Raw genomic sequence first — 13,850 nt, 5'->3', positions numbered from 1 at the left:
CGCTCCTTCCTGCTGCTTATCCACATAGCACCGCCGTTGGGCTGACCGGGTGCGGTGCCCGGGGCGAAGCTGACGGCATGACAGCTCCCGATCACCTGACAATTTCCGGTCCCGCCGACGTCCTCGGTTTCATCCCGCACTCACTGGGCTATTGGCCGGCCAGCAGCGTGGTGGCTATGACCATGCAGGGAAAGCGCCTCGGCGCCACCCTCAGGGTAGACCTCCCCGGCCCCGGCCGATTCGACCGGACACACCTGCGGGCCTTCGCACGGTCCGTCGCGGGCTACCTTGTGGCGGACCGCGACGCCGACGGCTCTCTCGTGGCCCTCTTCACCGCACCGCCACCCGGGGACGACGGCTCCGAACCGGACACCGTCACTCACCCGGCCCCGTCGCAGCAGTCCCTGGACCGGCTGCTCCGGGAACTGGAGACCGCGCTGGCCTCCGAAGGGCTTCCGGTTCGGGACGCCTGGATCGTGGGGGAGCGGTACTGGAGGAACGCCCACTGCTCGGACCCGGGCTGCTGCGCACCACCGGGCCGGCCCATCGCGGAGATCCGGGACAGCGTCCTCAGCGCCGAGATGGTGTTCCGCGGCAGCCGGGTAGGTGCGGCACCGGGAACCGCCGCTTCTGCCGGGGCGTCCGGATTGTCCGGGCCGGCGGGAAAGGGAAGTTCCGCGGACCCCAGCCGGCCGGGCCGTGACCCGGCCCGAGTGCTCGCGGCTGAGCGGCGGTTCCTCGACGGGTTCGGCACGCGCTGGCGGGACCGGCGGCAGTTCGAGGCGGTCCTCGACGTCTGGGAACACGTCCTCGACGGACAGGCGGCCACGCCTGATCGGGGTCCCGTGCCGAGCACGGCTGCGGACCAGGCCGCCGACCGTGTGGCGTTGACTCCAGGGACCCTCACGTCAGACCCCGCCCTCGACACCCCGGGCCATAGCGCTTCTGCAGGCCAGGCCGCCGGGTTCGCGGATGACCTGGCCGGCTACCTTCGGGCCACCCTGTGCGTGGCGGCCTGGCGGGATGCGGTGCTGGTCCTGGCCGCGGCCGGACGTCGGGCGGCCGTCGCCGGAGCGGAGGACTTCGGGCTGCTGGACGACGGACCGGGCGGCGACCCCCTGCTGCCGGAGGGGCTGAGCCAGAGCGGAAATGCCCTGGCGGGAGGCCCCGGACCGGTAGCGCGGCCCCTTCCGCCCCCGCCGGGGTATGGGGAGGTCCTCCTCGGCCTGGAGCCCGTCACCCCGGACTGGCGGCGGCTCGCGCGACTGGACGCTGTGCTGGATGTTCTCTACGCCTGCGGTGCCGGGGAATCCCGGGCCGCGGCCCTCACCGGCCGTGGCTGGATCGAGTGGTGCCGGGGCCGCGGCTCCTACGCCGCGGCACTCTACAGCGCGGCCACCGCCGAGTATCCGGGGTACCGGCTCGCGGAGTTGCTGGGGGAGTTGGCCCGGCGCGGAACCCTCTGCGGCTGGGCGGCCAGGAAGGAGTCCGCCTGGCAGAAATTCGATCCGGACGCAGCCTAGCCCGGACGCCGGCGGGGCCCCTGATTCGGAAAAGCATGAGACAATGGAGGCCGAGACCCGGTTGGGTCCGTGTATCTGGTGTGTGTAGCGAACCTTGGAAACAGGGAACATTACGGTCGCTCCGGCAGTTCTACCTAGTGGCTCTGCTGGTCCCGATTTCACCTGATGGAAAACACGGACTTGACAGGGTCATAGTGGTGTTGCCCGTATGGCGATTCCACAGACCACCGCTAGAAAGGTTTTCTGTGACCCCGTCTTCCCAGAAGAAGGACCCCGCCGACCAGGCCGTCTTGTCCCCCGAGGAGAAGAAGGCGGCGGCGAATGCCAAGCGCGCCGCCACCCGTGCAGCGAACAAGGCTGCCAAGGATGCCGCCGCCGCCGCGGGCGACGACTCCGCCGCCGACGCCAAGCCTGCGCCCAAGAAGCGCGGCCCCAAGCCCGGCGCGAAGGCCGCCGCCGAGGCCGCCAACAAGTCCCAGGACGAGGACATTGACGAAGTTGAGGTCGACGAGGACCTCGACGATGTCACGCCCGACGCCACCGAACTGACCGAGGAGGGCGAGGAGGCGGCCGGCAAGACCGCCGCGGCCCCTACCGGATCCGGCTTCGTCTACTCCGACGCGGACGACGACGACGCCCCGGTCCAGCAGGTCATGTCCGCCGGCGCCACCGCCGACCCCGTCAAGGACTACCTCAAGCAGATCGGTAAGGTCGCCCTGCTGAACGCCGAGCAGGAAGTCGACCTCGCGCTCCGCATCGAGGCCGGCCTGTTCGCCGAGGAGAAGCTCGCCGCGGACGACGGATCCATGGATCCGAAGCTCAAGCGCGAACTCGAATACATCATCCACGACGGCAAGCGCGCCAAGAACCACCTGCTGGAGGCCAACCTCCGTCTCGTGGTCTCCCTGGCCAAGCGTTACACCGGCCGCGGCATGCTGTTCCTGGACCTGATCCAGGAAGGCAACCTGGGCCTGATCCGCGCGGTCGAGAAGTTTGACTACACCAAGGGCTTCAAGTTCTCCACCTACGCCACCTGGTGGATCCGCCAAGCCATCACCCGCGCCATGGCGGACCAGGCCCGCACCATCCGTATCCCGGTGCACATGGTCGAGGTCATCAACAAGCTCGCCCGTGTCCAGCGCCAGATGCTGCAGGACCTGGGCCGCGAACCCACGCCGGAAGAGCTGGCCCTCGAGCTGGACATGACGCCCGAAAAGGTCGTCGAGGTCCAGAAGTACGGCCGCGAACCCATCTCGCTGCACACCCCGCTGGGTGAGGACGGTGACTCCGAGTTCGGCGACCTGATCGAGGACTCCGAGGCCGTCGTCCCCGCCGACGCGGTGAGCTTCACCCTGCTGCAGGAACAGCTGCACTCGGTGCTGGACACCCTCTCCGAGCGCGAGGCCGGCGTCGTGGCCATGCGCTTCGGCCTGACCGACGGCCAGCCGAAGACTTTAGACGAAATCGGCAAGGTCTACGGCGTGACCCGCGAACGCATCCGCCAGATCGAATCGAAGACCATGTCCAAGCTGCGCCACCCGTCGCGATCGCAGGTCCTCCGGGACTACCTGGACTAAGTCCCGAGCATCACCGCCGGCACTGCCGGCACACCACAGCGGGGCCGCGTCCCGCCCGGGCCCATCAGGGGCCTGGCAGGGCGCGGCCCCGCTGTCGTATGCGCCGGGCTGCGGAGGCTTTCCCTGTCGGCGCTGCCGGGCAGCGCCGCCGGGTTAAACGACGAAGGGCCCCTCCGCAGTGGAGGGGCCCTTCGCAGTGGAGGTCTTAGTCGACCGGAACCGGTTCTTTTTCGTTGAGGCGGCCCGACTCGTCGTGCCAGTCGGAGCTGAGCGGGCGAAGGTTCGGTTCAACGGCGCGTGCGTGGTGGGCGCAGAAGAGAAGCTCACTGCCGGAGGCTCCGAGGACAACGCGGACATATGCCTGAGCTCCGCAACGGTCACACCGGTCAGCGGTAGTGAGTGTGCGGTCCGCAACTGCTGTGGTCATGTTCGGCCTCCTTAGTAGATCGATACGTCTATATAACCAGCATTCGCTCCCAATCCATGGCACGGATGGGCCACTTTCGCTGTGCGCGTATCACGTCCCCGTAACGGCGTGCGCCGGGCCACATTCAGCCGGGGAGTGGCAACCGGAAGAGCGGCCAGCGGCGGACTACGCTAGGAAGAGCGTATTTTTCGCGTTTCACCGAAGGAGTTCCCCACCCGTGGCACCAAGTTCTGATTACACCGCCCGGCACCTTTCCGTGCTGGAGGGCCTGGAGGCCGTCCGCAAACGCCCCGGCATGTACATCGGATCCACGGACTCGCGCGGCCTGATGCACTGCCTCTGGGAGATCATCGACAACTCCGTCGACGAGGCCTTGGCCGGCTTCGGCCACGACATCAAGATCATCCTGCACGCGGACAATTCGGTGGAGATCCACGACGACGGCCGCGGCATTCCGATCGACGTTGAACCCAAGACCGGCCTCACCGGCGTCGAGGTCGTCTTCACAAAGCTGCACGCCGGCGGCAAATTCGGCGGCGGCTCCTACACCGCCTCCGGCGGCCTGCACGGCGTCGGCGCTTCCGTGGTCAACGCCCTCTCCTCCCGTCTGGACGTCGAGGTGGACCGCGGCGGGAAGACCTACAAGATGTCCTTCCGCCGCGGCGAACCCGGCCGCTTCAAGGACCCCGGCACCCGCCCCGACCCGGCCGCCGTCTTCGAGCCCTTCGTCGACGGGTCCGTGCTCGACGTCGTCGGCAAGGCCAAGCGGGGCGTCACCGGCACCCGCATCCGCTACTGGGCGGACCGTCAGATCTTCATCCCGGACGCCAAATTCTCCTACGAGGACCTCACCGCCCGCGCCCGGCAGACCTCCTTCCTGGTGCCCGGGCTCAAACTCACCGTGCGCGACGAGCGGAAGGTTCCGGGCACGCCCGGGGAGGCCGGCCCGCACGAGGAGGTCTTCCACCACGACGGCGGCATCTCCGAGTTCGTCGAATTCCTCGCCGCCGACCCTGCCGTCACCGACGTCTGGCGGCTGCACGGAGCCGGCAAGTTCAAGGAAACCGTCCCCGTCCTGGACGAGCGCGGCCACAGCCAGCTCGCCGAGGTAGAACGCGACTGCGAAGTGGACGTGGCCCTGCGCTGGGGCATCGGCTACGACAGCACGGTCCGCAGCTTCGTCAACATCATCTCCACCCCCAAGGGCGGCACCCACCAGTCCGGCTTCGAGCAGGCCCTGGTGAAGACCTTCCGCAAGGCCGTCGAGGCCAACGCCCGCAAGCTCAAGGCCGGCAACGACAAGCTGGAGAAGGACGACATCTTCGCCGGCCTCACCGCCGTGCTCACGGTCCGCCTGGCCGAGCCTCAGTTCGAGGGCCAGACCAAGGAAATCCTCGGTACCTCCGCGGTCCGTGCGATCGTCGCGAAGGTGGTGGAGCGGGAAATCAACGCCAAGCTCACCTCCGCAAACCGCAACGACAAGGCCCAGTCGGCGCTGCTGCTGGAAAAGGTCGTCAGCGAGATGAAATCCCGCATCTCGGCCCGCGTCCACAAGGAAACCCAGCGGCGCAAGAACGCCCTGGAAACCTCCTCGATGCCGACCAAGCTCGCGGACTGCCGCACGGACGACGTCGAACGTTCCGAACTGTTCATTGTCGAGGGCGACTCCGCGCTCGGCACCGCGAAGCTGGCCCGTTCCTCGGACTTCCAGGCGCTGCTGCCGATCCGCGGCAAGATCCTCAACGTCCAGAAGGCCTCGGTGGGGGACATGCTCTCCAACGCCGAATGCGCCGCGCTGATCCAGGTGGTGGGCGCCGGCTCCGGCCGCAGCTTCGACATCTCGGCCGCGCGGTACGGCAAGGTCATCCTGATGACCGACGCCGACGTCGACGGCGCGCACATCCGCACGCTGCTGCTGACGCTGTTCTTCCGCTACATGCGGCCCATGATTGACGAGGGCCGCGTCTTCGCCGCCGTCCCGCCGCTGCACCGGGTGGAGGTCATCAACGCGGGACAGAAGGCCAACGAGATGATCTACACCTACTCGGAGGCCGAGCTGCACCAGTTGCTGGGCCGCCTGGCGAAGGAAGGCAAGCGCTACAAGGAACCGATCCAGCGCTACAAGGGCTTGGGCGAGATGGACGCCGAGCAGCTCGCGGAGACCACCATGGACCCGCGGCACCGCACGCTGCGGAAGGTCCGGGTGGAGAACGCCCGCCAGGCCGAGGAGATCTTCGACCTGCTGATGGGTTCCGACGTCGCCCCGCGCAAGGACTTCATCATCGCCGGCGCCGCCAGCCTGGACCGGGAACGCATCGACGCCTAACGCGGCAGGGTGGTGTGCGCCGCTGGCACCAGCTCAGCCGAGGAGGCCGGGCACTATCAGCAGCGCCGTCGGCGCCGCGAGCAGCAGGATGCAGGCGGCCAGCACCGCGTAGCGGAGCCCCTGCGGGAGTGGCGGCTGAGGCGAGAGCAACCGGCTGACCCGGGTCGCGGTCGTCACCATGGCGCCCGCGCCGCCGGTGGCGCCGGGCTGGCTGCTGTCCGCCTCTGAACTGCCGAAGGCCATCCGCGCCGCCGGTGCCGCGCCGGGTCCGGTGCCCGTGGCCGAGCCGCTGGCCACGATGGCGATCGCCTTGATCAGCGTTGCCTTGCTCTCGGTCTTGAGCGCGACGTCGTCGGCCAGCATCTCAATCAGGGAGTTGACCGCCTCCTGGGCCAGCCGGGTGGTCGGCAGCCAGGGCAGGGCCTGGCGCCAGGCCGCGAAGGCCCAGAGGAGCAGGTGGTGCCGCTGGCTGAGGTGGGCGTTCTCGTGGCTCAGGACCGCCCGGAGTTCGCCGGGTTCCAGCGCCGCCATCAGGCCGTCGGAGAGGACGGTCACGGAACGGGCCCCGCCCGGCAGGCAGTAGGCCACCGGGGAGTCGTGGCTGATCACCATGGTGCGGGCCGCCTCCGCCGACGGGGAGGCCAGCAGGGTCAGGAGCTCACGGTGCCGCCGCCGCTGCCGCTGGATCTTGTAGTAGGTCAGCAGCAGCGTAAAGACCAGGTGCGCGCTCAGCAGCGCTGCCGCGGACAGCGCGAAGATGTGCCAGAAGCCCAGCTCGGTGGTGGGTTCGTTTCGGAAAACCATGCCGGCGAGGCCGCGCAGGCCGGCAATCAGGTTGTCGCCGATGGGTTCCAGCCCGTAGACCAGCATAGCGCCGATCATGGACAGGCCACCGGCGAGGGCGATCGCCTGCCAGAGCAGCATCGCCGTCGAGGGTGAGCGGGCGGGCCAGTGGGCGCGCGAAAGGAGGATAGGCACCGGCCAGGCCAGCGCTATCGCCAGGACCGCCAGAAAATATGAGGTCCAGAACACCGCTGTTAGCTGTGGTCCAGCAGTTTGCGCAGGGTCTCGGCCTCGGTGGGGGAGACGGAGCCGATGAAGCGGGCCAGAACGGCCTCACGGTCCGGGGCGGAGCCGAGGACCTCGTGCATCAGTTCGGCGGTATGGTCCGCTCGGCTGGACACGGCCTGGTAGCGGTGCGGGCGGGTGCCACGTTCACGCTCCACCAGGCCCTTGCGCTCCAGCCGGGAGAGGACGGTCAGAACCGTGGTGACGGCCAGGTCCTTGCCCTCGTGGCCCTCGGTACCGCCGGGGGCGCGGGTGCTTGTGGCCAGCAGGTCGCGCAGGGTGTTGGCCGTCGCGGCCTCCTGTCCTGCCCAGAGCAGGTCCATGACTGCCCGTTCCAGTTCCCCAAGACTTGCCATTGCCTGTGTCCCTCTAAGATGCCTCCTGGCCGGCGGCTGCCGCGGGAGGACGTTAATTACTACAGCCTTCAATTTACCGTTTTTTCGCCCGACTTTCTACATGCAGTAGAACAGTGCCCCGGCGTGTCACCGCGGGCCCTGGTGGGGATCCGTTGCGGCCCGGGGTGAGCCGTGCCACGCTGGGTGCGTACGAGCGGGCCGATGTTCTACACTCTGTAGAAGTAGCAATTCTACGAACTGTAGAAAACTCTCGGGAACCTAACCAAAGGGACTGCCATGGACGCCTTGGAAATTGCACGTTGGCAATTCGGGATCACCACCGTCTATCACTTCATGATGGTGCCGCTGACGATCGGCCTGGGCCTGGTGGTGGCGGTGATCCAGACCCTCTGGTACCGCACCGGCAAGCCCGAATACCTCCGCATGACCAAGTTCTGGGGCAAGCTGTTCCTGATCAACTTCATCATGGGCGTCGCCACCGGCATCGTGCAGGAATTCCAGTTCGGCATGGCGTGGAGCGAATACAGCCGCTTCGTCGGGGACGTCTTCGGCGCCCCGCTGGCCCTCGAGGCGCTGCTGGCGTTCTTCGTCGAGTCAACCTTCCTCGGCCTCTGGATCTTCGGCTGGAAGCAGCTCAAGCGCGGCGTGCACCTGGCCTGCCTCTGGATCGCCGTCATCGGCTCCGCGCTCTCGGCCTACTTCATCATCGTCGCCAACAGCTGGATGCAGCACCCGGTAGGCGTCGAAATGATCAACGGCCGCCCCGTCATGACCGACGCCTGGGCCGTCTTCACCAACAACACCGCCCTCGTGGCCGTGCCCCACACGCTCTTCGGCGCCCTCGCCGTCGCCGGCGCGTTCCTGCTCGGCATCGCCTGGTACCACCTGTGGCGCCGCCGGTATGACGGCATCGATACGGTCGGTGCCGACGGCCGGGTCATCCCCGGCGAGTCCTCCGTGCCGGGCCGGGACCGTGCCGACCACGCCGTCTGGATCCGCTCGCTGCGGATCGGCGCCGTCGTCGCCATGATCTCCTTCGCCGGCACCGCCGTCACCGGCGACCTGCAGGGCAAGCTGATGTTCGTCCAGCAGCCCATGAAGATGGCCGCCGCGGAGGCCGCCTGCCACGACGGGACCGGCTTCTCCATCCTGAGCATCGGCAACGTCGGCTCCAAGAACTGCGACGACGTCGTCGCCGTCATCGAGGTGCCGGGCTTGCTCTCCTTCCTGGCCAAGGGCGATTTCAGCACCGAGGTCAAGGGCGTCAACAGCCTGCTGGAACAGTACAAAGCCGACTACGGCACCCACCTGCCGGACAGCCCCATCTACGGCGACCGCGCCGGCAAGGAAATCCAGTACGTCCCCGTCATGGAGGTCACCTACTGGGGCTTCCGGATGATGATCGGCTTCGGCGGCCTCGCCGCGGCCGCCGCCGCCGCCGCGCTCTGGGCCACCCGCAAGGGCACCGTCCCGGCCTCCCGCGGCCTGATGCGCCTGGCCGTCTTCGGCATCCTCGCCCCCTTCGGCGCCAACGCCGCCGGCTGGATCTTCACCGAGATGGGCCGCCAGCCCTTCGTCGTCGCCCCCAACCCGGATGCCAGCGGCATCGACCAGGTCTTCATGTTCACCGCCGCCGCCGTCTCCCCGGGGGTGTCCGCCGGGGAACTGATCACCTCGCTGGTGGTGCTGACCGCCGTCTACGCCCTGCTGCTGGTGGTGGAGGTGAAGCTGCTGGTCAAATACGTCCGCGGCGGCGTGGTCTCCGCCATGCCGGAGCTCGCGCATGTCCCGGCGGACGAGAACGAGGACAAGACGCCCCCGGGCGGCACCCCCGGAGCGTCGGGCGCCGACGACGTCCTGGCCTTCGCCTACTGAGCGCCCCGCCCACCACGTACCCGACCCGATACTGACAGAGGACACCCAGCATGGAACTGCTCCCCACGATCTGGTTCATCGCCATTGCGGTGCTGTGGACCGGCTACCTCTTCCTCGAAGGCTTCGACCTGGGCGTCGGAATGCTGATGAAGCTCTTCGCCCGGAACAACACCGAGCGCCGCGTCCTCCTGAACACCATCGGCCCGGTATGGGACGGCAACGAGGTCTGGCTGCTGACCGCGGGCGGGGCCACCTTCGCGGCCTTCCCGCTCTGGTACGCCTCGCTCTTCTCCGCCCTCTACCTGCCGCTGCTGCTGGTGCTGGTGGCGTTGATCTTCCGGGCCGTGGCGTTCGAGTACCGCGGCAAGGTGGACACCCCGCAGTGGCGCGCCCGCTGGGACTGGGCGATCGCCCTCGGCTCCCTGGTGGCCGCCTTCGGCGTCGGCGCCGCCCTGGGCCTGACCACCACCGGCCTGCCGGTGAACGCCAACGGTGACCGCGTGGGCGGCCCCTTCGCCTGGTTCAACGCCTACGCCGTGCTCGGCGGGCTCGCCGTCGTCGGCTTCTCCCTGGTCCACGCGCTGGCGTTCCTGGCGTTGAAGACCGACGGCGAGGTCCGGCACCGGGCACGGCAGTGGTTCGTCCGGCTGCTGCCGGTACTGCTCCTGCCCATCGCCGGCTGGGCGGTCGTCATGCAGTTCCAGGGCGGCAAGGCCTGGACCGTCGCCGCCGTCGTGGCGGCCGTCATCGCGGCCGCCGCTGCCTGGAACTTCGCCCGCGGCGGCGCCGAGGGCAAGGCGTTCCTGTCCCTGGGCGTGTTCCTGGTCCTCGGCACCGCCTCGGTGTTCGGCGCCGCGTTCCCGGTGGTGCTGCCCTCCACCCTGGATCCGGCCTTCAACCTGACCATCTCCAACGCCTCCTCCTCGGACTACACGCTGGGCCTGATGACGATCGTCGCCTGCGTCGGCCTGCCGCTGGTGCTCGCCTACCAGGCGTGGACCTACTGGGTGTTCCGGCGCCGGGTCAGCAGCGCCCACATCCCGGAGGCGCACAGCTTCCTGCCCGCCATCGCCTCCCGGGCCCTGGCGCCCAAGGACTAGGCGCCGATGAGACCGCAGTTCCCCTCCGGCCCCGCCACCCGTTCCGCGCTCTACCTGCTGGGGCTCCTCGCCGCCCTGAAGGCCCTGTCCCTGGTGCTGATGGGCCAGGCGGTCGCCGCAATGCTGACGGGACTGGCCGGCCACCAGGAGGCGTGGGCCGAACAGCTGGCCTGGGGCCTGGCGGGCGTGGTGCTACGGGCACTCACCACGTGGGGCCAGGCCGTCGCCGCCCGCCGTGCCGCGCTGGGGGTCAAGGAGGAGCTGCGCTCGCAGCTGCTGGAGCGGGCCCTGCAGACGGGGACCCGGTCCGCCGGGCCGTCCGACGGCGGACTGGCGGTGCTCGCCACGCGCGGACTGGACGCGCTGGATAACTACTACACGCAGTTCCTGCCCGCGCTGGTGAACTGCGCGGCCATCCCGCTGCTGCTGGGCGCCCGGATCCTCTTCGCCGACTGGGTCAGCGCCGTGGTGATCGTCCTGACCGTGCCCCTGGTGCCGCTGTTCATGATCCTGATCGGCCGGTACACGGAGGAACGGGTGCGGGAGGCGCAGTCCACGCTGGCCCGGCTCTCCGGCCACATGCTGGAACTCGCCAAGGGCCTGCCCGTGCTGGTGGGCCTGGGCCGGGCCAGTGCCCAGCGCAAGGCCCTGGAGGACATCTCCGAGGAATACCGGACCCGGACCATGGGCACCTTGCGCACCGCGTTCCTCTCTGCCCTGGCACTGGAACTCATCGCCACCCTGTCCGTGGCCGTGGTGGCGGTGTTCATCGGCGTCCGGCTGGTCCACGGGGAGATGGGCCTCGAGGCCGGCCTGCTGGCCCTGATTCTCGCCCCCGACTGCTACCTCCCGCTGCGCGAACTCGGCACCGCGCACCACGCCAGCGACGAGGGCCGTGCCGCGCTCGCCGACACCACCGAAGTACTTGACGCGCCCCGGCAGGAGCCGCTGCTGCCGGCAGCCGATACTCCCGCGCGCGCAGCCGCTTTGCCGCCCGTTGTCGCCGTCAGCGGGCTGCGGGTGCGCTACCCGGGCCGGGAGGGCGACGCCGTCGGGCCGCTGGACTTCACCGCACCCGCGGGACGCATCACGGCCCTCGATGGCCCCAGCGGCGCCGGTAAGAGCACCATCCTTGGCGTGCTGGCGGGCACCATCGGCGCCGACGCCGGCACTGTGCTGGAAGGAAAGGTGTCCGGGTTTGCGGCCGCCGACGTGGCGTGGGTGCCGCAGCACCCGGTCATGGTGGCCAACACAGTCCTGGACGAGGTGCTGCTGTACCTGGGCGGCGCTGACACGGCCCCGGACGACGGGTCCCGCGAGGCTGAGGCTGGGGCGCGGCGCTGCCTGGCCGCGTGCGCGGCGGAACACCTGGCCGCGAAGCACCCCGCTGAGCTGAGTCCCGGCGAGTTGCGCCGGGTGGCCGTGGCCCGCGGCCTGGCGCGGATCGCCGCCGGCGCCGCCGTCCTGCTGCTGGATGAACCCACGGCGCACTTGGACCGGACCTCGGCCGACGCCGTCAGCGCCGCGCTCACCGGGTTGCGCGGCCGGGTCACCGTGCTGCTGGTGGCCCACGACCGGCAGACCCGCGAACTGGCCGACACCGTGGTGCGGATCGGCGTGGCCGCTTCCGACGGCGGTAGGACCGGCGGCGGTGCCGTAACGGCCGCGGCACCGGACGGCCCCGCACTGACCGGCCCCGCAACGACGCGCCCCGCCACCGCGGCCGTTACCAGCCCAGCCGCTGTGAACCGCCTCGCCGCGCGCGCCGGCCTGCCCGCCACGGGCCGCCTGGAATCCTCCGTTGGCCTGAAGGCGGACCAATCCGACGACCCCTCGGCCTCCGAAGAGACCCCCGGCGCCCTCGCCCGGCTGGGGAGGCTGCTGGCGCCCGTGGCCGGACGGTTCACCGCCGCCGGCGTCGTGGGTGTGCTGACCGCCCTGTTCGCCGTCGCCCTCGCCGGCCTCTCCGGCTGGCTCATCATCCGCGCCAGTGAGCAGCCCCCCATCCTCTACCTGCTGACCGCCATCGTGGGAGTGCGGTTCTTCGGCGTGGGCCGGGCCGCTCTGCGCTACGCCGAACGGCTGCTGCTCCACGACGCCGTCTTCACCGCACTGACCCGGCTCCGGGGCGAGCTCTGGGAGTCGCTTAGCCGCCGCGCCCTGTCCCTGCGCCGCCTGCTGCAGGGCGGCAACGTCCTGGGTGCCGTCGTCGACGACGTCGACACCGTCCGGGACCTGCTCCCGCGCGTGGTGCTGCCGCCGCTGACCTCCATCGCCGTCGCGGCGGCCGCCCTCACCGGGGTGGGACTCCTGCTCCCGGAGGCGCTCCCGGCGGTGGCCGCCGCCGCCATCGCCGGCCTGGTGGCCGCACCGGCGCTGGCCCTCTACGCCGACCGCAAGTCCGCCAGCGCCGAGCAGCGCCTGCGCTCGGGCGTGCTGCGCCGGGTAGCTGCCGCCCTGGACGCGCGCGCCGAACTCCACGCCAACGGCGTCGGCGGTCCCGTGCTGGCCGCCATCCAGCGCGATGACCGGGCCGCCACGGACGCGGTCCGGCGCTCCGCCGTGGCCGAGGGGCTGGGACACGCCCTGACGGTCCTGACCTGCGGATCCGCCGCGCTGGGATGTGCCCTGCTGGCCGCCCCGCAGGCCCTCGCCGGGTCCGCCCAGCCGGCCATGGTGGCGGTGGTGGTGCTGCTCCAACTGGCGCTGATCGAACCCTATGCGGCGATGACGACGGCGGTCCGGCAGTACCCCGCGCTCCGCACCGTGCTGCGGCGGATCGGGGAGTCCGGCGTCCTGGACGAGGCCCGGGGCGCGTCCCGCGCCGGCGGTCCCGACGGGGGCCTGGTTGCGTTGGCGCCGCGGCAGCACGGCCGTCCCGGCCTGTCGACCGTTGACCTGGCCGCGGCCTGGCCGGGCGGCCCGGCGGTGTTCGAGGGCCTGACCGCGACGGCGGAACCCGGCCAATGGCTCGCCGTCACAGGCGGATCCGGCTCCGGGAAGTCCACGCTGCTGGCCGTCCTGCTCGGGTTCCTCCCGGCCGCCGACGGCGAACTGCGGCTGACCGGCCGCGCCGCCTGGTGCCCGCAGGAGGCCCACCTGTTCGACTCGACCATCCGCGGCAACCTGATGCTGGGATTGCCCCAAGCTACCCGCCCCGCCGACGGCGCGGCCGAGGATGCGCCTGACGGAGCGTCTGACGGAGCCTCTGGCAGCGCGGACGTTGAGCGCCGCCTGAGGGACGCGGTGGCCGCCGTGGGCCTGGCGCCGCTGCTGGCCCGCCTGGACCGTGGACTGGACACCCCCGTCGGCCCCGGCGGGGCCTTCCTCAGCGGCGGCGAACGCCAGCGCCTGGCCGTGGCCCGCACCCTGCTGACCGGGGCGGACATCATCCTGCTCGACGAGCCCACCGCCCACCTGGACGCGGAGTCCGGCCGCGCCCTGCTGGCCGAACTGCGGCGCGGGCTGGCCGACCGTACCGTTGTCCTGGTCACTCACAACCCGGACGACGTCGATCCGGCCGACGCGCGGCTGGACCTGGACGACAACGCCGCGGTGCGGGAACCGGCCGGCGTGAGCGGCCGGGCCTGACGCCAGT

General features: G+C 70.3%; 9 protein-coding genes. 6 read left to right on the top strand and 3 right to left on the bottom strand.

Annotated features, from left to right (window positions below; genetic code table 11):
- Positions 1 to 77 precede the first annotated feature (77 nt).
- Both ABC337_RS00960 and ABC337_RS00955 read left to right on the top strand, forming a co-directional pair.
- Positions 78 to 1,523 (top strand): DUF4192 family protein, encoded by a 1,446-nt coding sequence (locus ABC337_RS00960; RefSeq protein WP_412882725.1) that lies wholly within the window; start codon positions 78 to 80, stop codon positions 1,521 to 1,523.
- A 245-nt stretch (positions 1,524 to 1,768) separates the two neighbouring features.
- Positions 1,769 to 3,100 carry an RNA polymerase sigma factor gene (locus ABC337_RS00955; protein ID WP_290258141.1) on the top strand — a complete coding sequence of 444 codons (1,332 nt, stop codon included), beginning with the start codon at positions 1,769 to 1,771 and terminating at the stop codon, positions 3,098 to 3,100.
- 205 nt (positions 3,101 to 3,305) lie between these two features.
- Here the strand turns inward: ABC337_RS00955 and ABC337_RS00950 are convergent, their stop codons facing one another.
- Positions 3,306 to 3,527: a DUF7455 domain-containing protein gene (locus tag ABC337_RS00950; protein WP_412882726.1), complete on the bottom strand. Its 222-nt coding sequence runs from the start codon at positions 3,525 to 3,527 to the stop codon at positions 3,306 to 3,308.
- Positions 3,528 to 3,744: 217 nt separating this feature from the next.
- Between ABC337_RS00950 and ABC337_RS00945 the strand changes: the two genes are divergently transcribed.
- On the top strand, positions 3,745 to 5,853 hold the full coding sequence (locus ABC337_RS00945) for a DNA gyrase/topoisomerase IV subunit B (protein WP_412882727.1): 2,109 nt from the start codon (positions 3,745 to 3,747) through the stop codon (positions 5,851 to 5,853).
- Between the two features lie 33 nt (positions 5,854 to 5,886).
- On the opposite strand, the gene ABC337_RS00940 is transcribed toward ABC337_RS00945, so the two are convergent.
- Together ABC337_RS00940 and ABC337_RS00935 are read right to left on the bottom strand one after the other, a co-directional pair.
- A complete protein-coding gene (locus ABC337_RS00940; protein ID WP_412882728.1) occupies positions 5,887 to 6,885 on the bottom strand; it encodes a M56 family metallopeptidase in 999 nt (332 codons plus the stop codon).
- A gap of 5 nt (positions 6,886 to 6,890) precedes the next feature.
- On the bottom strand, positions 6,891 to 7,277 hold the full coding sequence (locus ABC337_RS00935) for a BlaI/MecI/CopY family transcriptional regulator (protein ID WP_412882729.1): 387 nt from the start codon (positions 7,275 to 7,277) through the stop codon (positions 6,891 to 6,893).
- Between the two features lie 276 nt (positions 7,278 to 7,553).
- On the opposite strand from ABC337_RS00935, the gene ABC337_RS00930 reads away from it, so the two are divergent.
- From ABC337_RS00930 to cydD, 3 genes are read left to right on the top strand one after another with little or no spacing between them, the layout of a single operon-like run.
- A complete protein-coding gene (locus ABC337_RS00930; RefSeq protein WP_412882730.1) occupies positions 7,554 to 9,152 on the top strand; it encodes a cytochrome ubiquinol oxidase subunit I in 1,599 nt (532 codons plus the stop codon).
- 50 nt (positions 9,153 to 9,202) lie between these two features.
- A complete protein-coding gene (gene cydB / locus ABC337_RS00925; protein WP_412882731.1) occupies positions 9,203 to 10,252 on the top strand; it encodes a cytochrome d ubiquinol oxidase subunit II in 1,050 nt (349 codons plus the stop codon).
- Between the two features lie 6 nt (positions 10,253 to 10,258).
- Positions 10,259 to 13,843 carry a thiol reductant ABC exporter subunit CydD gene (gene cydD, locus ABC337_RS00920; RefSeq protein ID WP_412882732.1) on the top strand — a complete coding sequence of 1,195 codons (3,585 nt, stop codon included), beginning with the start codon at positions 10,259 to 10,261 and terminating at the stop codon, positions 13,841 to 13,843.
- Positions 13,844 to 13,850 lie beyond the last annotated feature (7 nt).

Source organism: Arthrobacter phoenicis (assembly GCF_047238215.1).
In the GTDB taxonomy this organism is placed as follows: Bacteria; Actinomycetota; Actinomycetes; order Actinomycetales; family Micrococcaceae; genus Arthrobacter.
The sequence above is the reverse complement of the archived record's forward strand: the minus strand, read 5'-3'. Positions and strand labels throughout refer to the sequence as shown.